This window comes from Streptomyces sp. NPDC058464 (assembly GCF_042721035.1).
In the GTDB taxonomy this organism is placed as follows: domain Bacteria; phylum Actinomycetota; class Actinomycetes; order Streptomycetales; family Streptomycetaceae; genus Streptomyces.
Map to the genome: position 1 here is coordinate 193,027 of NZ_JBHXMA010000021.1, position 17,333 is coordinate 210,359.

The following is a 17,333-nucleotide window of genomic DNA, read 5'->3' on the forward strand; positions in this document are numbered from 1 at the left end:
TGCGATTCTTGCGGTGACGGGAACCACCGCCGAACCCCCCGACGAAGAGGAAGACACTCCGGAACGCTCCAATTACCACATTATGGGCATCTTGGCTCCCCTGCACCTCGAGTACCGGGGCTTCACAGGCCCCGGTGTCGAGGTCGATCGCCGGGCTCGACGGTCGGTGGCGAACCAAAACCGTGCGGAGCCGGCGTGTCTCAAGCGCTGTGGCTTGACGAGACACGCCGGCGGGCCGCCCGGTCAGTCCCAGTGGATGTCGGCCAGGTCGTCCAATGGCCTTCGCTCGGCCACCGCCTCGGGCACGAGCAGGTGGTCGCCCTTGTGAAGGGCGGTGGGGAAGCGGATGTGGACTCGTTCCTCGATCTCGTCGAGGGTGACCTGAAAGACGCGGAACTCGTCGAGGTCCAGGGCTTCGAGCTGGTCCAGGTTCTGCGTGAGCAAGAACGCCTTGGCCTTCAACTCACCTCGCTCGACGAAGGCGATGACCTTCCAGAACTGACGGGGGATCTTCTCGTCCCGGTAGACGCGGTCGTCGTCCCGGAGGACCGGTCCGCCGAAGACGCTCACCTTGAGGTCGTCGACGTCGACGTCGGCGAAGACGGCGTCCTCCAGCTCGCCCCACAGACCGTTCTTGGCGCTCTGGTTGAAGTCGTCCAGCTGCGGAGTGATGTTGGTGTAGAAGAACGAATCGGTGTTCGCCTTCTGAGCCTCGGGCATGCTGCCCCAGATCAGGTCCGCACGGCGGGCGATGTGGCCGCGGTCGAGCCGGTTGGCCTCGTACAGCTCGTTCCCGACCTGCGTGTTCGCGGGAAGCCGCGGGTCCTTGATGAAGGGTATGCCCGACCGGCTGAGCTTCTTGAGGCTCCCGCCGTCGATGTTCCAGCCCACCCAGAAGGGGAAACGCCGCTTCTTGCTGAGGGCCAGCGAGTAGTGCGTGTACGGGATGACCTCGGAGCCGCTGAGGCGTACGGCGTCCCCGCTGATCTCCGCGGTCAGCTGCGGTATGTCGATCTGCACGCCGAGGAAGTCCGGGTCGTAGCCCTGCAGGGGCTGTACCTCCTCGGGAGAGGGCTGCCGCAGGGTGATGTCGAGCTTCTCGAAGACGGAGCTGGAGAGGCAGGCCAGTGCGTGGTCGTCGGGGTCGCCGGCGCTTTCGCCGCCGAAGTGCAGTCCGGCGACGACCTTGCCCGGCCGGCCGTTCTGCTTGAACAGCCAGACCGCACCCGAGTCGCCCCCGCTGCTGATCTGCCGGTCCGCCGCCGGGTGCTCGTTGTCGGGACCGATCTCGAAGCAGCCGATGGTCTTCTCACCGATGTCGCCACCGTAGTCGATCTTGGCCATCGTCTGGATGCGGCGGACGATCCCGTGGGTGACACCCGTGGTCCGTCCGCTCTTGACGACCTTGTCCCCCAGAGCCGCCTCACCCAGCTCCTGGGGTGCCACGTCAAGTCCCAGGATCCTGGGATCGAAGGTCCGGCCCTCTTCGATGGTGGTCACGGCGCAGTCGCCGGCCGGGCCGAGGTGGGACCGCTTCAGGACGCCGAGGCGGTTGCGGGAGATCTGGTTGTCGTCGAACCGGCCGGGCTGGACGACTTCCTCGCCCGGCTGACCGTCCGGGCCCTGCAGTACATGCCAGTTGCTGAGCACGTACGGGGTGCCGTCGGTCCGGTCGAACACGATGCAGCCGATGGTGCCGGCCGTGACCGTCACACCGCCGACACTGGCCCCCGGGACGACGGGGTTCAGGCGGGTCTTCCGCGGAGGCTTCTCCGCCTCCGCGACCACGCGGAAGTGGGCCTGGTAGCTGCGTTCGATGACGTCGGTCGGCACCTCCACCCCGTCCACCGTGATGCTCTCCGGGATCCGGGTCGTGCCCAGCGCCTCGAGGGCCTCCGGCTCGGCCTTCCTGTCGACCGTGAACTGCAGCGCGATCTGTTTCCCTCGGGTGCCGTTCTTGAGCTTGTGACCGATCCCGACGGAGGACACGTTGGGGTCTGCGAGCAGGTCCGGACCGCGCGTGCGGATGTACTGCTTCAAGGACTCGATCAGTTTGTCCTGGGAGGACGCCGATTTCCTCGGCGCCGACGCAGTGCGGGTCTTGTTGTTGGTGGGCATGAAAGGGAGACGTCCCTTCGCGGAGGATGGAGAACGGCTCGCGCGATGCACCGCGGACCAGTCAGAGCGGGTGCGGTGTCGCTGCGAGCGTCCGCTGGCCACCATTTATCGAAACAGCAATGCAAGGTATATGTCTTGATATAGACACCCAAAAGCGGCACGGCCTCGGGGAGTGGGTGCCCGGCACCCGTCCGGAGATGCACCGGTCGACACGGCCGCTTGAGTGCCGAGGTCCGGCAGAGGGCTCAACCTCCTCGCTGCCGTGTAGGAAGTTGTCTCGCCGACGCGTAACGTGAAGCGGCATGAAGATCCTCATCAGCGCCGACATGGAGGGCGCCACCGGGGTGACCTGGCCGGGCGACGTGCTGCCCGGTGCGCCGCAGTGGGAGCGGTGCCGGCCGATGTTCACCTCCGACGTCAACGCCGCCGTCCTCGGCTTCTACGACGGCGGCGCCGACGAGGTCCTCATCAACGAGGCCCACTGGAGCATGCGCAACCTGCTCCTGGAGCAGCTCGACGACCGCGCCCAGATGATCACCGGCCGGCACAAGACGCTGTCCATGGTCGAGGGCGTCCAGCACGGCGACGTCGACGGCGTCGCCTTCATCGGCTACCACACCGGCGCCGGCATGGAGGGCGTCCTCGCCCACACCTACCTCCCCAACTCCGTCACCGGCGTCTGGCTGAACGACGTGCGCGCCAGCGAGGGGCTGCTCAACGCGCACGTCGTCGCCGAGTACGGCGTCCCGGTCGTCCTCGTCACCGGCGACGACCTGGCCTGCGAGGACGCCCTCGGCTACGCCCCCGAGGCCCGCAAGGTCGCCGTCAAGGACCATGTGTCGAGGTACGCGGCCGTGTGCCGGACACCCGCCCGGACCGCCGCCGACATCCGCGCCGCCGCCAAGGACGCCGCCGGGCTCGCGGTGCGCCACGAACCCGTGGCCGGCGGACCGTTCACCATCGCCTTGGAGATGGACGCCGAGCACCTCGCCCTGGCCGCCACCGTCGTCCCCGGCGTGGACCAGATCGGCGAGCGGAAGGTGGCGTACACCGAGGGGACCATGTACGACGGCATCCGCACCTTCAAGGCGGTCACCACGATCGTCTCGGCCGCGGTGGAGGAGCAGTATGGCTGACCAGCAGGGACTCGACGAGGTCGTCCGGTTCACCTCCGAGCTGATCCGGATCGACACCAGCAACTTCGGCGGCGGTGACTGCCGGGAGCGGCCCGCCGCCGAGTACGCGGCCGAGCGGCTCGCGGAGGCGGACCTGGAGCCGATCCTCCTCGAGCGCACCGCGGGGCGCACCAACGTCGTCGCCCGCATCGAGGGCACCGACCCCGCCGCCGACGCGCTCCTCGTCCACGGCCACCTCGACGTCGTCCCCGCACAGGCCGCCGACTGGAGCGTCGACCCGTTCTCCGGGGAGGTCCGCGACGGGGTCGTGTGGGGGCGGGGCGCCGTCGACATGAAGAACATGGACGCGATGATCCTGGCGGTGGTGCGGGCCTGGGCCCGGGAGGGGGTACGGCCGCGGCGGGACATCGTCGTCGCGTTCACCGCCGACGAGGAGGCCAGCGCGGTCGACGGCTCCGGGTTCCTCGCCGACCACCACCCCGAGCTGTTCGAGGGCTGCACCGAGGGCGTCGGCGAGTCCGGCGCCTTCACCTTCCACGACGGCACCGGACGGCACCTCTACCCCGTCGCCGCCGGGGAGCGCGGCACCGCCTGGCTCAAGCTCACCGCGCGCGGCCGGGCCGGACACGGCTCCAAGGTCAACAAGGAGAACGCGGTCACCCGCCTCGCCGCCGCCGTCACCCGCATCGGCGAGCACGGGTGGCCGCTCCGGCTCACCCCGACGGTCTCCGCCGCCCTCACCGAACTCGCCGTCCTCTACGGCGTCGAGCCCGACCTCACCGAGGTCGACCTGCTCCTCGACAAGCTCGGCCCGGCCGCCAGGCTGGTCGAGGCCACCGTCCGCAACAGCGCCAACCCGACCATGCTGAACGCCGGTTACAAGGTCAACGTCATCCCGGGCGAGGCCGTCGCCTTCGTCGACGGACGCTATCTGTACGGCACCGAGGACGAGTTCCGCGCCACCCTCGACCGCCTCACCGGCCCCGACGTCGACTGGGAGTTCCACCACCGCGAGGTCGCCCTCCAGGCACCGCTGGACTCACCGACGTACGCCCGGATGCGCGCCGCCGTCGAGGAGTTCGCGCCCGAGGGGCACGTGGTGCCGTACTGCATGTCGGGCGGCACCGACGCCAAGCAGTTCTCCCGGCTCGGCATCACCGGCTACGGCTTCGCCCCGCTCAAGCTCCCCGAGGACCTGGACTACCAGGCCCTGTTCCACGGCGTCGACGAACGCGTCCCCGTCGAGGCCCTGCACTTCGGCGTCCAGGTCCTGGACCACTTCCTGCGCACGGCATAGCACGGCCTAGCACGGAGTAGCACGGAACAGCACCGAGTAGCACGGCTCAGGCGAGGAGGAGAGAACGTGGAGACAAAGGCGTACGGCTCGTGGCCCTCACCCGTCGACGCGGCCCTGGCCGCGGCGCACGACGGCTTCGCCGAGTGGGTGGGCTTCGTCGGCGACGAGCCCTGGTGGACCGAGCCCCGGCCCGCGGAGGGCGGCCGCCGGACCCTGGTACGCGGCAGCACCGGGGAGTCCGTGCTGCCCGCGCCGTGGAACGTGCGCAGCCGGGTCATCGAGTACGGCGGACAACCCTGGGCCGGTGCCGTGCCCGACGGCGACGGTCGTCCGCTGCTCGTCTTCGTCCACTTCGACGACCAGCGGCTGTACCTGTACCGGCCCGGTGAGGCACCCCGGCCGCTGACCCCGCCCGGACCCCGCTGGGCCGACCCGCAGTTGCTGCTGGACCGGGGTGAAGTCTGGTGCGTCCTGGAGGAGTTCACCGGGGCCGCGCCCACCGACGTACGGCGGGTGCTCGCCGCCGTGCCGCTGGACGGGTCGGCGGCCGACGACCGGGCCGCCGTACGCGAACTCACCGACGGCCGACACCGGTTCGTCACCGGACCGCGCCTGACGCACGACGGGCGCCGGGCCGCCTGGCTCGCCTGGGACCATCCCCGGATGCCGTGGGACGGCACGGAACTGCTGGTCGGCGAGGTCGCCGCCGACGGAACCCTGCACGCGGTCCGCACCGTGGCCGGCGGTGCCACGGAGGCCGTCGCGCAGGTGGACTGGTCCGCGGACGACCGGCTGCTGTACACCAGCGACCGCAGCGGCTGGTGGAACCTGTACCGCGACGACGTACCCCTGTGCCCGCGCGAGGAGGAGTTCGCGGGGCCGCTGTGGCGACTCGGCCAGAGGTGGTTCGCGCCGCTGGACAACGGGCTGATCGCCGTCCTGCACGGCCGCGGGCCGCTGGCACTCGGGATACTCGATCCGGAGACCGGCGAGATCGCCGACGCCGCCGGACCGTGGACCGAGTACTCCGCCACCCTCGCCGTGCACGGCACCCGCGTGCTCGCGGTCGGCGCCGGCCCGCGCACCGCCCACGAGGTCGTGGAACTCGACACCGCCTCCGGCCGCACCCGGGTCGTCGGCACCCCGCACCGGGACCCGGTGGACCCCGCCTACTACCCCGAGCCGCAGGTCCGCACCTTCGCCGGTCCCGGCGGCCGCGAGGTGCACGCCCACGTCCACCCGCCCCACCACCCCGGCCACACCGCGCCCGAGGACGAGCTGCCGCCGTTCGTCGTCTGGGCGCACGGCGGCCCCACCGGCAGGACCCCGCTCGTCCTCGATCTTGCGATCGCCTACTTCACCTCCCGGGGCATCGGCGTCGCCGAGGTCAACTACGGCGGCTCCACCGGATACGGGCGGGAGTACCGGAATCGGCTGCGCGAGCAGTGGGGCGTGGTCGACGTCGAGGACTGCGCGGCCGTCGCGCTCGCCCTCGCCGAGGAGGGCACCGCCGACCGCGCCAGGCTCGCGATCCGCGGCGGCAGCGCCGGCGGCTGGACCGCCGCCGCCTCCCTGACCGGCACCGACGTCTACGCCTGCGGCACCATCTCCTACCCCGTCCTCGACCTCACCAGCTGGGGCGCGGGGGAGACCCACGACTTCGAGTCCCAGTACCTGGAGTCCCTGATCGGCCCGCTGGCCGAGGTCCCCGAACGGTACGCCGAGCGGTCGCCCAGCGAGCACGTGGACCGGCTCACCGCGCCCTTCCTGCTGCTCCAGGGCCTGGACGACGTGATCTGCCCGCCCACGCAGTGCGAGCGCTTCCTCGCCCGGCTCGACGGCCGCCCGGTGCCGCACGCGTACCTCACCTTCGCGGGCGAGGGCCACGGCTTCCGGCGCGCCGACACCCTGGTCCGCGCGCTGGAGTCCGAGCTCGCCCTCTACGCTCAGGTGTTCGGGCTGGACGTGCCCGGCATCCCCGAGCTGGAACTGGTGAAGTGACCGAAGTGGCGCAAGTGACCGAAGTGGCGGAACTGACCCGGCCGTCGAGGCTCTCGGCCGGAGCGCGGGTCGCCGTCGTGGCGCCGAGCGGGCCGGTGGTGGAGGAGCGGCTCCAGGCGGGCCTCGACATCCTGCGCGGCTGGGACCTCGACCCGGTGGTGGCACCCCATGTGCTCGCCACGGACGGCGAGCTGGGCTACCTCGCGGGCTCCGACGCGGACCGCGCGGCCGACCTCCAGCGGGCCTGGTGCGACCCGTCCGTCTCCGCCGTGCTCTGCGCGCGCGGCGGCTACGGCGCACAGCGCCTCGTCGACCTGCTCGACTGGGAGGCGATGCGGGCGGCCGGCCCGAAGGTGTTCGTCGGCTTCAGCGACGCCACCGTGCTGCACGAGGCGTTCGCGACCCGGCTCGGGCTCGCCACCCTGTACGGGCCGGTGGCCGCGGGCGCCGACTTCGTCAAGAGCACCGAGGCGCAGGACCACCTGCGGGCCACCCTCTTCGCCCCGGAGACGGTCCGCACCATCCCCTCCCGGGGCGCCGCGCTGGTGGGCGGCCGGGCCAGGGGCGTCACCGTCGGCGGCTGCCTGCGGCTGCTCGCGGCCGGCCTCGGCACCCCGCTCACCCACACCGGCGCCCGCGGCGGACTGCTCGTCCTGGAGGACGTCGGCGAGCGGCCGTACAGCCTCGACCGGAGCATCACCCAGCTGCTGCGGTCCGGCTGGCTCGACGGTGTCGCCGGGATCCTGCTCGGCTCCTGGGACCGGTGCGGACCGTACGCGGAGGTACGGGCGATGCTCGTCGACCGGCTCGGCGGGCTCGGCGTGCCGGTGATGGAGGAGTTCGGGTTCGGGCACTGCGAGGCGGCCCTGACCGTCCCGCTCGGGGTGGCCGCGGAGCTGGACGCGGACGCGGGCACGCTGACGCTGCTGGAGCCGGCGCTGCGCTGAGCTCACCCGTCACCCGGAGGGCCGCGCCCGGCGGGCGGGGCGGCGGCCCCCGGACCAACCTGGTGGCATGAGCCCGAAGAGCTCGGCGAAGCGGGACCGGACCGAAGGCCGGCGCGGCCTGCTGCTGACCCCCGGCAGGATCGCCGTGCTGCTGCTCGGCGTCCTCGGCCTGGTCTTCGTCTTCGAGAACACCCACGCCACCGAGATCCGCTTCCTGGTCCCCGTGGTCACCACGCCCCTGTGGATCGCCCTGCTCGTCACCGGGGTGATCGGCGCGCTGTGCGGGGCGTATTTCATGAAACGCCGGAGGTAGCTCCGCGTAGGGTGACGGGATGCCGCACACCGCTTCCCGCTACCTCGTCGAGGGCCCCCGCGTGGGCATCCGTCACTACACCTACGAGGACGGCGCCGAGTTCATCGCCCGGGCCCGGGAGAGCAAGGACCTCCACCAGCCCTGGCTGTTCCCGCCCACCACGGACGCGGCCTACGCCGGCTACGCGGGACGGCTGATCGAGGACCGCAGCAAGGCCGGGTTCCTGGTCTGCGAGAAGGACACCGGGGAGCGTGCCGGGGGGCGCGACGGGCAGCGCGACGGGGCGATCGCCGGGTTCATCAACATCAACAACATCGTCGAGGGCGGCTTCCAGTGCGGTGCGCTCGGCTACGGCGCGTTCGCCCACGCGGCCGGGCGCGGGCTGATGCGGGAGGCGATGGGGCTCGTCGTGGACCACGCCTTCGGGCCGATGCGGCTGCACCGGCTGGAGATCAACGTGCAGCCCGGCAACGCCGCGTCCATCGCGCTCGCGCGCGGTGCAGGGTTCCGGCTGGAGGGCTTCTCACCGAACATGATCTACATCGACGGGGCCTGGCGGGACCACGAACGCTGGGCGATCACCGCGGAGATGCGGACCACCGGCTGACCCCTGCACCGCCCGCCCTTTGCACCGCCCGCCCTTTGCACCGCTCGGCCTCTGCACCGCACGACCATGGCACCGCACGACCATGGCACCGCCCGGCCTTTGCGCAATCCTGACCGGCGGCTCCCCTGGTCAGCTCACCCGGTGCCGGGTTCCATGGTGATCGTGACGAGGATCCGACGTGAGGTACTGACCCTGCCCGCGGCGGAGTTGGGCCCGGACAACCCGCTCCCGCCGCTCCGCCCCCTCGAAGAGCTGCACCGCGTCGACGAACGTGACCGGGAGGACCTGCCGCGGGACATGGCCCGGCAACTCGGCTACGAACCGCTGCGCAGCCTCCTCCCGGTACGGGTCCGCGACGGCTACGGCAGAACGCGCACACCCCGCGATCTCGACGCCCTCGTGATCGAGAACGACCGGCTGCGCGCCACCGTCCTGCCCGGGCTCGGCGGCCGCGTCGCCTCCCTCGTGCACCTGCCCACCGGCCGTGAACTCCTCCACCGCAACCCGGTGTTCCAGCCCGCCAACCTCGCACTCAACGGCGCCTGGTACGCCGGCGGCATCGAGTGGAACATCGGCGCCACCGGCCACACCACCCTCGCCTGCGCCCCGCTGCACGCGGCCCGGGTCCCCGCCCCCGACGGCGGCCGGATGCTCCGGCTGTGGGAGTGGGAACGGGTGCGCGACCTGCCCTTCCAGGTCGACCTCTGGCTGCCGGACGGCTCGGACTTCCTGTACGCCGGCGTCCGCGTCCGCAACCCGCACGAACACCCGGCGCCGGTCTACTGGTGGTCCAACACGGCCGTACCGGAGGACCGCCGGATCGTCGTCCCGGCCGAGGAGGCCTGGGAGTTCGGGCCCGAGCGCCGACTGCACCGGGTGCCCGTTCCGGCGTACGACGCCCAACCCCCCTACCCGGTCGACTGGTTCTACGACATCCCGGACGGCCGGCGCCGCTGGATGGCCGCGTTCGGTGCCGACGGCCACGGCCTGGTGCAGACCTCCACCGACGAACTGCGCGGCCGGAAACAGTTCGTGTGGGGCTCGGGCCCGGGCGGCCGGCGCTGGCAGGAGTGGCTCGGCGGCCCCGGCACGGGCGGCTATCGCGAGATCCAGGCCGGACTGGCCCGCACCCAGCTGGAGCACGTCCGCCTCGACGCGGAGAGCGAGATCTCCTGGCTGGAGGCGTACGGCCCGCTCGGCCCGCTGCGGGCAGCGCCGCAGTACGTCGAGGAGCAGCTCGAACTAGCCCTGCCGCGCGCCGAGTTGGAGACCGCTTACGCCGCCTGGAAGCCGTACGCCGACACCGAACCCGGCGAACTCCTCGCCACCGGCTCCGGCTGGGGCGCCCTCGAAGTGCTGCGCGCCGACTGGAAGTTGCCCGGTACGCCGTTCGCCGAGCCGACGCTGACCGAGGAACAGGCTCCCTGGCGGGAACTGCTGCGCACCGGCACGCTGCCCGAACCCCGCCGGGTACGGCCGCCCGGACCGACCCTGGTCGCCCCGCACTGGCGGGACATGCTGGAGACGGCCCCCGCCACCCCGCACACCGAGTACCACCTCGGCGTCGCCCAGTGGCACGCCGGGGACCGCGCCCAGGCCGTGCGCAGCTGGGAGCGGGCCCTGCCGCTCGCCCCGTCCCTCTGGCCGCTGCTGCGCTGTCTCGCCGTCGCCGACCAGGAGTACGGGGACCACGAGCGGGCCGCCGAGCGGTACGCGGACGCCTTCGACGACCTGTGCCGGGAGCGCCGCGACGACGGCGAGGCGTGGACCGCGGCCTGCGCGGCGCTCGGCCGCGAGGCCGTCGAGGCGCTGCTGCGGGTACGGCGGGTCGCGGACGCCCGCGCCGTGTGGGAGGCCCTGCTGCCCGCGACCCGGGAGCGCGGCCGCTTCCGGCTCCTGGAGGCGGAGCTGCTCCTCGCGGGGGGGCGGCGGACGGCGGCCCGGGCCGTGTTCGACACCGATTTCGAGGTCGCCGACCTGCGGGAAGGGTCGGAGGCGATCGGCCGGCTGTGGGCGCGGCTCGGTGACGGGCCGCTGCCCGCCCGGTACGACTTCCGGATGCGGCCGCAGGGCCTCTGATCAGCCCCGGAGCTGGTCGACGTACTCGAACAGCGAGCCGTCCGGGTGCATCGCGAGCAGATTGCGGCCGGCGGGCGTGGCCACCGGCCCCGCGAGGATACGGGCGCCGAGGTCGTCCAGCAGCCGGTGGGCCGCGTCGACGTCCTTGACCGCGATGGTGGCGACCACCTTGCGCAGCACCTCCAGCTCCGACTCCGGCCCGCTCATCAGGAGGAAGGAGCCGACCGCGGCGACCTGGACACCGCCGCGTTCGAAACGCTGGGCTCTGCCGCCGGAGAGGCGTTCGTAGAACGGGACCGCGGTCTCGATGTCGTCGACACAGATGCGCAGGGAGGCGCCCAGAATCTCCATGCCCACGAGCCTAGTTGCCGCGGGCTGGGTTGGTGTCACCTCCGGCGATCTCTGGTTGCAGGCCGCATGTTCCTCCGGCCTGCGATGTGCCGCGGGTCCGGTGGGGGAGGCTGGTCGCGCCCACGCGGCGGCAGCCGCAGACGGATATGGCCCCGCGCCCCTGTGGGGCGCGCTTACGTGGGCGGTGTTTCGACGCGCGGTGTTTCGAGGTCGAGCCTACGGTTGCCTGGGAGGCCCTGGATCCCGGCGTGCCCCCGGAGACGCACCGTGACACGTCGAGCCCGGAACGTGACCGCGTCGAGATCGCGGCGCCGACCCTGCCGGCCACTCCAGTGCCCCCCCGAGCCAGCACGGGCCGTCCCCCGGAAGGAGCCCCATGAACACCGCCGAACTCGTCGAACTCGCCCAGCAGTTGCGCGTGGACAGCGTGCGGGCGGCCGCCGCGGCCGAGTCCGGGCATCCCACCTCGTCGATGTCCGCCGCCGATCTGATGGCGGTGCTGCTCGCCCGCCATCTGCGCTACGACTTCGAGCGGCCCGACCACCCCGGCAACGACCGTTTCGTCCTCTCCAAGGGCCACGCCTCGCCGCTGCTGTACGCCGCGTACAAGGCGGCAGGCGCCATCGACGACGCCGAGCTGCTCACCTTCCGGCAGCTCGGCAGCCATCTGGAGGGCCACCCCACCCCGCGCCGGCTGCCGTGGGTGGAGACCGCCACCGGTTCCCTCGGCCAGGGCCTGCCGATCGGTGTCGGCATCGCGCTGTCCGGGAAGCGGCTGGAGCACGGCCGCTACCGGGTCTGGGTGCTGTGCGGGGACAGCGAACTGGCGGAGGGCTCCGTGTGGGAGGCCGTCGAGCACGCCGGGTACGAGCACCTCGACAACCTCACCGCGATCGTGGACGTCAACCGGCTCGGCCAGCGCGGACCCACCCGGCACGGCCACGACCTCGATGCCTACGCCCGCCGCTTCCAGGCCTTCGGCTGGCACACCGTGGAGATCGACGGGCACGACGTGGACGCCGTCGACCGCGCCTGCGACCAGGCCCAGGCCACCGCGGGACAGCCCACCGTGATCCTCGCCCGCACCCGCAAGGGCCGGGGCGTCGCCGCCGTCGAGGACCGCGAGGGGATGCACGGCAAGCCGCTGCCGCACCCCGAGGAGGCCATCGCCGAACTCGGCGGCGTGCGGGACCTGTACGTCCACGTGCAGGAGCCGCCGGCGGCCCGCGCGCTGCACTCCGTGCCCACGGGCCCGATCGAACTCCCGCGCTACGACAAGGGAGACGAGGTCCCCACCCGCGATGCCTTCGGGAAGGCGCTCGTCGCGCTCGGCCACGCCCGCGACGACGTCGTCGCGCTGGACGGCGAGGTCGGCGACTCCACCCGCACCGAGCTGTTCGGCAAGGAACACCCCGACCGCTACTTCGAGTTCTACATCGCCGAACAGCAACTCGTGGCCGCCGCCGTCGGCATGGCCACCCGGGGCTGGGTGCCGTACGCCGCCACCTTCGCCGCCTTCCTCACCCGGGCCTGCGACTTCGTCCGCATGGCCGCCGTCAGCGGCAGCGGGATCAACCTGGTCGGCTCGCACGCGGGCGTCGCCATCGGGCAGGACGGGCCGTCCCAGATGGGCCTGGAGGACCTGGCGATGTTCCGCGCGGTGTACGGCTCGACCGTGCTCTATCCGTGCGACGCCAACCAGACGGCCAAGCTCGTCGCGGCGATGGCCGGGCTCGACGGCATCCGCTATCTGCGCACCTCGCGCGGCGCGAGCCCGGTGATCTACGGCCCGGACGAGGAGTTCCCGGTGGGCGGCAGCAAGGTGCTGCGCTCCTCCGAGGAGGACCGGCTGACCGTGGTCGCCGCCGGGGTCACCGTGCACGAGGCACTGAAGGCCGCCGACCTGCTCGCCGAGGAGGGCATCCGGATCCGGGTCGTCGACCTGTACTCCGTCAAGCCCGTCGACCTGCGGACGCTGCGCAGCGCCGCCGAGGAGACCGGCTGTCTGCTCTCCGTCGAGGACCACCACGAGGAGGGCGGGCTCGGCGACGCGGTCACGGAGGCCTTCACCGACGGCAGGCCCGTACCGCGGCTGGTCCGGCTCGCCGTACGCACCATGCCGGGTTCGGCCGCGCCCGACCAGCAGCTGCACGCCGCCGGGATCGACGCGGACGCGATCGCGTCGGCCGGGCGGCTGCTGGTCGGGGAGGCGCTCGTACGCTGACACGCACGGCCGGCCGGAAGCAGGGCCGGGGCCAGGAGGAGGACAGATGACAGCACGGGGCGGACTCCGGTACGTGTACGCCGTCTGCCGTCCGTTCACGGCGGCCCTGCAGGCCCAGCTCACCGGCGTGGCCGGTGCCCCGCCGGGGCTGCTCAGGCACCACGGCCTGGTCGCCGTCGTCAGTACGGTCCCGGAGGGGGACTTCGCCGACGAGCCGCTGCGGGACCATCTGGAGGACCGGGAGTGGCTGGCCGCGACCGCCCGTGCCCACCAGGGCGTGATCGACGCGCTCACCACGGTCACCACGCCGCTGCCGCTCCGGCCGGCCATGGTCTTCCCGGACGACAGCGGCGTACGGATCATGATGGAGGCCCGCGAGGCCTACTTCCTGCAGACCCTCGACCGGCTGGAAGGGCGCGTCGAGTGGGGTGTGCAGGTGCACGCCGACCCGCCCGAGCAGTGGCGAGCCGCCGAGGAGCTGGCCCGTGCTCTGCACGAGCGGCTTTCCGGGCGCGCCGAGGATTCCCGGCTTTTCGGAACGTCCGTACAGAAACCGCTCGACGCCGCCTATCTGGTGCCGCGCGCGGATTCCGAGGAATTCGTGGAACTGGTCGACCGAACGAAGGAAACGGCACCCGGAATACGGGTGGAACTCACCGGGCCCTGGGCGGCCTATTCCTTCACGGAACCGACCACCGAGTCGACGGGGCCGACAGTGCGCGGCTGATTCCGGCCCCGTCGGCCGGTGCTGCCGGTGGCGTCACCACCGGTACCAGCGGCCCCTGCCGCCGGCGCCGGTCGTGCCGCGGACCAGGAATCCGAGGAGCCACAGCACGAGCACGACAAGCGCGATCCACCAGAGCAGTTTCACCGCGAATCCGGCACCGAAGAGAATCAGGACCAGAAGCAGTACAAGCAGGATGGGAACCATGGTGTGAACCTCCTGCACGGCGGGTGTCCCGAAATCCGCGGATCAGGCTCACTTTCGGCAGAGAATCTCTCCGTGCAGTACGGCGAACCAGCCGTCCTCCTGCCCCGCCCACGCCCGCCAGGCCGCCGCGATCGCCTCCAGCTGCTCCGTGGTCGCGTGGCCACCCTCGGTGGCCAGCCCGGCGTAGGACGAGGCGACCGTCCGGTCCGCCCACAGCCCGCCCCACCAGGCCCGCTCCTCGGCCGTGCTGTACGTCCAGGTGCCGGAGGTGGCCGTGATGTCGGTGAGCCCCGCCGCCAGCGCCCATGACCTCAGCCGCCGCCCGGCGTCCGGCTCGCCCCCGTTGGCGCGGGCCACCCGCCGGTACAGCTCCAGCCAGTCGTCCAGCCCCGGCGTCGCCGGATACCAGGTCATCGCCGCGTAGTCCCCGTCCCGAGCGGCGATGATGCCGCCGGGCTTGGTGACCCGGTGCATCTCGCGCAGCGCCTGCACCGGGTCGCCCACGTGCTGGAGCACCTGGTGGGCGTGGACCACGCAGAACGTGTCGTCCGGGTAGTCCAGCGCGTGGACGTCGGCGACCGCGAAGTCCACGTTCGTCAGTCCGCGTCCGGCGGCGGTCGCCCGGGCCTGGTCCAGGATGCCCGGCGCGTGGTCCACGCCGGTGACGTGGCCGTCGGGCACCAGCGCGGCCAGGTCGGCGGTGATGGTGCCCGGACCGCAGCCGATGTCCAGGATCTTCATGTGGGGTTTGAGTGAACCCAGCAGGTAGGCGGCCGAGTTGGCGGCGGTCCGCGAGGTGTGGGAACGCAGCACCGACTCGTGGTGCCCGTGCGTGTAGACGGCTGTCTCCTGCGGCTTCGACATGGCTCGACCCCTTCGCGTCACACCGGCGGACAGGGCCGGACGACCCCGTCTCGCGGTATCCGCAACGCTACGCTCGCGTGCCGAATGATGAGACCCGCGTTTTACGATATGGACTGATGGGCCGTCAGTGAAGGGTCGGGCTGTCAGGGCAGCGGCCGGTACGCGGTCAGTGCCTCCGGCAGCTTCTCCACCGTCATCTCGCCCGCCACCTCGATGACTTCGCCGTCGTACGCGACGGGCGTACCGGCCGCGATGCCGGTCAGGCGCAGTCGGCTCAGCCGCGCCCCGGTGTGGGCGGGGGACCGGGTGAGAGGACCCGCGAGGGCGGCCGAGAGCAGCCGCAGAGCGGGATGGCGGCCGCCGTGCACCACCCGTACGTCGAGCTGCCCGTCCGCCAGGTCGGTGCGGCGGCCCGGGGTCAGGGCCAGCCGGTGGTAGAGGCAGTTGCCGACGAACAGCAGCCACAACGGGTGGGTCTCGCCCCGCAGTTCGACCCGCAGCGGATGCCGGTCCGTGCGCAGCACCCGCAGCACGGCCAGCACCTCGGCCGGCCAGGCGCCCATGCGGCGTGCCCAGCGTTCCCGCTCCCGGACCAGCTCCGGATAGACGCCCAGACTCAGCGTGTTGAGGAAGACGCCCTCCCGGTCGCCGGAGGTGAAGCGGCCGACGTCCACCCGGACCGCCTCACCCGCGCGCACCGCCCGGCCGAGGTCCCGGCCGTCCTCCACGCTCAGGTCGTGGGCGAAGTGGTTGAGGGTGCCGCCGGGCAGCACGGCGAGCGGCAGCCCGTGGCGCAGGGCGATGCGGGCCGCCGCGTTCACGGTGCCGTCGCCGCCGCACACCCCGAGCGCCCGCGCCCGCACCGCCGCCCTCGCCAACTCGGCCTGCACCTCCTCCGGTTCGCACTCCACCAGCTCCGCCTCCGGCAACTCGTGGCGCAGCACCCCCGTCCGGTCGGCGCTGCCAGAGGCCCGGTTGGCCACCACCACCAGACCGGCCCCGCCGGGCAGCGCCGGGGCCTGGGCACGCGGCCGGGGCGGCGGGCCGGTCTGCGCCCGGGTCGGCACCAGCGCGCGTACGGCGAACGCGGCGCCGGCGCCCAGCACCGCACCCGCGAGCACGTCGCTCGGGAAGTGCACGCCCGTGTACACCCGGGACACGGCGACGGAGAACGCCACCGGCGCCACCACGGCGCCCCACGCCGGTGACTCCAGGGCGACCCCGGCCGTGAAGGCGGCCGCCGACGCGGCGTGCCCGGAGGGGAACGAGGTGGTGATCGGCTGCCGCTTCAGGTGCCGCACCACGGGCACCGGGTCCAGCAGCGGACGGGGGCGGCGCACCGAACGCTTGCCGAGCGTGTTGATGGTCAGGGAGGCGAGGCCGAGCGAGGCCAGGCCGCGGGCGGCGGCCCGGCGGGCCCGGGGCGTGCGGGACGCGGCCACCGCGGCCGCTACCGCGCACCACAGGACCCCGTGGTCGGCGCTCCGGCTCAGCCGGGGCAGCGCCGGCTCGGCGAGCGGCCAGTTCCGCTCGGCGGCGATCTCGAACAGCCGGCTGTCGAGGGCGAGCAGCCGGTCGCGCAGCGCGTGCCGGCCGGGCTTCGGGACGGTGAGGTCGACGTCTGGGCTCATGCGGGTGCGGTTACCCTGAAGTGGCACTTTCCTGCCGGCCCGCGGTGCGGTCGAGTGAGCCGAGTGAGAGGAACCCTGAATGCGCCTGCTCCTCATACGTCACGGGCAGACCCCGACCAACGTCGACTTCCTGCTCGACACCGCGGTGCCGGGTCCCGGTCTGACCGCCCTCGGCGAGCGGCAGGCGGCGGCCCTCCCCGGGGCTCTGGCCGACGAGGACATCGAGGCCCTCTACGTCTCCACCCTCACCCGCACCCAGCTCACCGCCGCCCCGCTGGCCGCGGCCCGCGGTCTCGACCCGCTCGTCCGCGACGGCATCCGGGAGGTCTCCGCCGGCGATCTGGAGCTGCTGCCCGGCCACTCCGAGCGGGGCGAGGAGTACATGCGGACCGTGTTCGCGTGGGCGGCCGGGAACACCGCGCTGCGCATGCCCGGCGGGGAGACCGGGGACGAGGCCCTGGGCCGCTACGACGCCGTGATCGCCGAGGCCGCCGCGAGCGGCGCCGGGACGGTCGCCATGGTCAGCCACGGCGCCGTGATCCGCCTGTGGACGGCGGCCCGCGCCGACAACGTGGACGTCCCCTACGCGGCCTCCCGCCCCCTCGACAACACCGGTGTGGTGATCCTGGAGGGCTCTCCGGCCGACGGCTGGAAGGCGCTGTCCTGGCAGGGCGCGGTCGTGGAGCCGACGGGGGCGAGCGGGCCGGCGGGGGAGTCGTTGCAGTAGGGCCGCCGATGTGTTCGGGCCGATGTGTTCGGCTGCGGGTGCGTCGTGGTTGCTCGCGCAGTTCCCCGCGCCCCTGAAGGGGCACGTCTGCAACGCCCCCCAAAAGG

The 17,333-nt window shown here is 72.6% G+C and carries 15 protein-coding genes; 10 read left to right on the forward strand and 5 right to left on the reverse strand.

The window, feature by feature from the left end; translation table 11 throughout:
• Window positions 1-243: 243 nt before the first annotated feature.
• Window positions 244-2,118, reverse strand: a complete 1,875-nt coding sequence (locus ACFWPQ_RS27005; protein ID WP_384039822.1) for a DNA/RNA non-specific endonuclease — start codon at window positions 2,116-2,118, stop codon at window positions 244-246.
• Window positions 2,119-2,420: 302 nt separating this feature from the next.
• On the opposite strand from ACFWPQ_RS27005, the gene ACFWPQ_RS27010 reads away from it, so the two are divergent.
• The 7 genes from ACFWPQ_RS27010 to ACFWPQ_RS27040 all read left to right on the forward strand — a co-directional run bounded on the left by ACFWPQ_RS27010 (window position 2,421) and on the right by ACFWPQ_RS27040 (window position 10,498).
• Entirely contained in the window at window positions 2,421-3,254 is an 834-nt protein-coding gene (locus ACFWPQ_RS27010) for a M55 family metallopeptidase (RefSeq protein ID WP_384039825.1), read from the forward strand.
• A complete protein-coding gene (locus ACFWPQ_RS27015; RefSeq protein ID WP_384039828.1) occupies window positions 3,247-4,551 on the forward strand; it encodes a M20/M25/M40 family metallo-hydrolase in 1,305 nt (434 codons plus the stop codon). Before ACFWPQ_RS27010 ends, ACFWPQ_RS27015 begins: the two co-directional genes overlap by 8 nt.
• Before the next feature lie 66 nt (window positions 4,552-4,617).
• Window positions 4,618-6,552 carry an LpqB family beta-propeller domain-containing protein gene (locus tag ACFWPQ_RS27020; RefSeq protein WP_384039831.1) on the forward strand — a complete coding sequence of 645 codons (1,935 nt, stop codon included), beginning with the start codon at window positions 4,618-4,620 and terminating at the stop codon, window positions 6,550-6,552.
• Between the two features lie 23 nt (window positions 6,553-6,575).
• Window positions 6,576-7,499, forward strand: a complete 924-nt coding sequence (locus ACFWPQ_RS27025) for an LD-carboxypeptidase (RefSeq protein WP_384039887.1) — start codon at window positions 6,576-6,578, stop codon at window positions 7,497-7,499.
• Window positions 7,500-7,566: 67 nt separating this feature from the next.
• On the forward strand, window positions 7,567-7,812 hold the full coding sequence (locus ACFWPQ_RS27030; RefSeq protein WP_384039833.1) for a LapA family protein: 246 nt from the start codon (window positions 7,567-7,569) through the stop codon (window positions 7,810-7,812).
• A 19-nt stretch (window positions 7,813-7,831) separates the two neighbouring features.
• Window positions 7,832-8,419, forward strand: coding sequence for a GNAT family N-acetyltransferase (locus ACFWPQ_RS27035; RefSeq protein ID WP_384039836.1), 588 nt, complete (start codon window positions 7,832-7,834; stop codon window positions 8,417-8,419).
• A gap of 153 nt (window positions 8,420-8,572) precedes the next feature.
• Window positions 8,573-10,498 carry a DUF5107 domain-containing protein gene (locus ACFWPQ_RS27040; RefSeq protein ID WP_384039839.1) on the forward strand — a complete coding sequence of 642 codons (1,926 nt, stop codon included), beginning with the start codon at window positions 8,573-8,575 and terminating at the stop codon, window positions 10,496-10,498.
• Here the strand turns inward: ACFWPQ_RS27040 and ACFWPQ_RS27045 are convergent, their stop codons facing one another.
• Window positions 10,499-10,849, reverse strand: a complete 351-nt coding sequence (locus tag ACFWPQ_RS27045; protein ID WP_384039842.1) for a VOC family protein — start codon at window positions 10,847-10,849, stop codon at window positions 10,499-10,501.
• A 376-nt stretch (window positions 10,850-11,225) separates the two neighbouring features.
• Here ACFWPQ_RS27045 and ACFWPQ_RS27050 point away from each other — a divergent pair, with 376 nt between their 5' ends.
• Together ACFWPQ_RS27050 and ACFWPQ_RS27055 are read left to right on the forward strand one after the other, a co-directional pair.
• Window positions 11,226-13,073: a transketolase gene (locus ACFWPQ_RS27050; protein WP_384039845.1), complete on the forward strand. Its 1,848-nt coding sequence runs from the start codon at window positions 11,226-11,228 to the stop codon at window positions 13,071-13,073.
• A 46-nt stretch (window positions 13,074-13,119) separates the two neighbouring features.
• Window positions 13,120-13,800, forward strand: a complete 681-nt coding sequence (locus ACFWPQ_RS27055) for a GvpL/GvpF family gas vesicle protein (protein ID WP_384039848.1) — start codon at window positions 13,120-13,122, stop codon at window positions 13,798-13,800.
• A gap of 33 nt (window positions 13,801-13,833) precedes the next feature.
• On the opposite strand, the gene ACFWPQ_RS27060 is transcribed toward ACFWPQ_RS27055, so the two are convergent.
• From ACFWPQ_RS27060 to ACFWPQ_RS27070, 3 genes are all read right to left on the reverse strand, one after another.
• Entirely contained in the window at window positions 13,834-14,004 is a 171-nt protein-coding gene (locus ACFWPQ_RS27060) for a hydrophobic protein (RefSeq protein WP_123972490.1), read from the reverse strand.
• Between the two features lie 48 nt (window positions 14,005-14,052).
• The gene (locus ACFWPQ_RS27065) at window positions 14,053-14,868 is read right to left on the reverse strand and encodes a class I SAM-dependent methyltransferase (protein WP_384039851.1); all 816 of its coding nucleotides are present in this window, start codon (window positions 14,866-14,868) and stop codon (window positions 14,053-14,055) included.
• A gap of 143 nt (window positions 14,869-15,011) precedes the next feature.
• A complete protein-coding gene (locus tag ACFWPQ_RS27070) occupies window positions 15,012-16,499 on the reverse strand; it encodes a bifunctional phosphatase PAP2/diacylglycerol kinase family protein (RefSeq protein ID WP_384039854.1) in 1,488 nt (495 codons plus the stop codon).
• A gap of 79 nt (window positions 16,500-16,578) precedes the next feature.
• Between ACFWPQ_RS27070 and ACFWPQ_RS27075 the strand changes: the two genes are divergently transcribed.
• Entirely contained in the window at window positions 16,579-17,226 is a 648-nt protein-coding gene (locus ACFWPQ_RS27075) for a histidine phosphatase family protein (RefSeq protein ID WP_384039857.1), read from the forward strand.
• Window positions 17,227-17,333: the final 107 nt, after the last annotated feature.

What these genes read in the sequence shown, in the direction of transcription:
- ACFWPQ_RS27035 (WP_384039836.1), top strand. Translation starts at nt 7,832, where the DNA reads ATGCCGCACACCGCTTCCCGCTACCTCGTCGAGGGCCCCCGCGTGGGC.
- ACFWPQ_RS27045 (WP_384039842.1), bottom strand. Translation starts at nt 10,849, where the DNA reads ATGGAGATTCTGGGCGCCTCCCTGCGCATCTGTGTCGACGACATCGAG.
- ACFWPQ_RS27050 (WP_384039845.1), top strand. Translation starts at nt 11,226, where the DNA reads ATGAACACCGCCGAACTCGTCGAACTCGCCCAGCAGTTGCGCGTGGAC.
- ACFWPQ_RS27065 (WP_384039851.1), bottom strand. Translation starts at nt 14,868, where the DNA reads ATGTCGAAGCCGCAGGAGACAGCCGTCTACACGCACGGGCACCACGAG.
- ACFWPQ_RS27040 (WP_384039839.1), top strand. Translation starts at nt 8,573, where the DNA reads ATGGTGATCGTGACGAGGATCCGACGTGAGGTACTGACCCTGCCCGCG.
- ACFWPQ_RS27010 (WP_384039825.1), top strand. Translation starts at nt 2,421, where the DNA reads ATGAAGATCCTCATCAGCGCCGACATGGAGGGCGCCACCGGGGTGACC.
- ACFWPQ_RS27075 (WP_384039857.1), top strand. Translation starts at nt 16,579, where the DNA reads ATGCGCCTGCTCCTCATACGTCACGGGCAGACCCCGACCAACGTCGAC.
- ACFWPQ_RS27005 (WP_384039822.1), bottom strand. Translation starts at nt 2,118, where the DNA reads ATGCCCACCAACAACAAGACCCGCACTGCGTCGGCGCCGAGGAAATCG.
- ACFWPQ_RS27030 (WP_384039833.1), top strand. Translation starts at nt 7,567, where the DNA reads ATGAGCCCGAAGAGCTCGGCGAAGCGGGACCGGACCGAAGGCCGGCGC.
- ACFWPQ_RS27015 (WP_384039828.1), top strand. Translation starts at nt 3,247, where the DNA reads ATGGCTGACCAGCAGGGACTCGACGAGGTCGTCCGGTTCACCTCCGAG.
- ACFWPQ_RS27060 (WP_123972490.1), bottom strand. Translation starts at nt 14,004, where the DNA reads ATGGTTCCCATCCTGCTTGTACTGCTTCTGGTCCTGATTCTCTTCGGT.
- ACFWPQ_RS27055 (WP_384039848.1), top strand. Translation starts at nt 13,120, where the DNA reads ATGACAGCACGGGGCGGACTCCGGTACGTGTACGCCGTCTGCCGTCCG.
- ACFWPQ_RS27070 (WP_384039854.1), bottom strand. Translation starts at nt 16,499, where the DNA reads ATGAGCCCAGACGTCGACCTCACCGTCCCGAAGCCCGGCCGGCACGCG.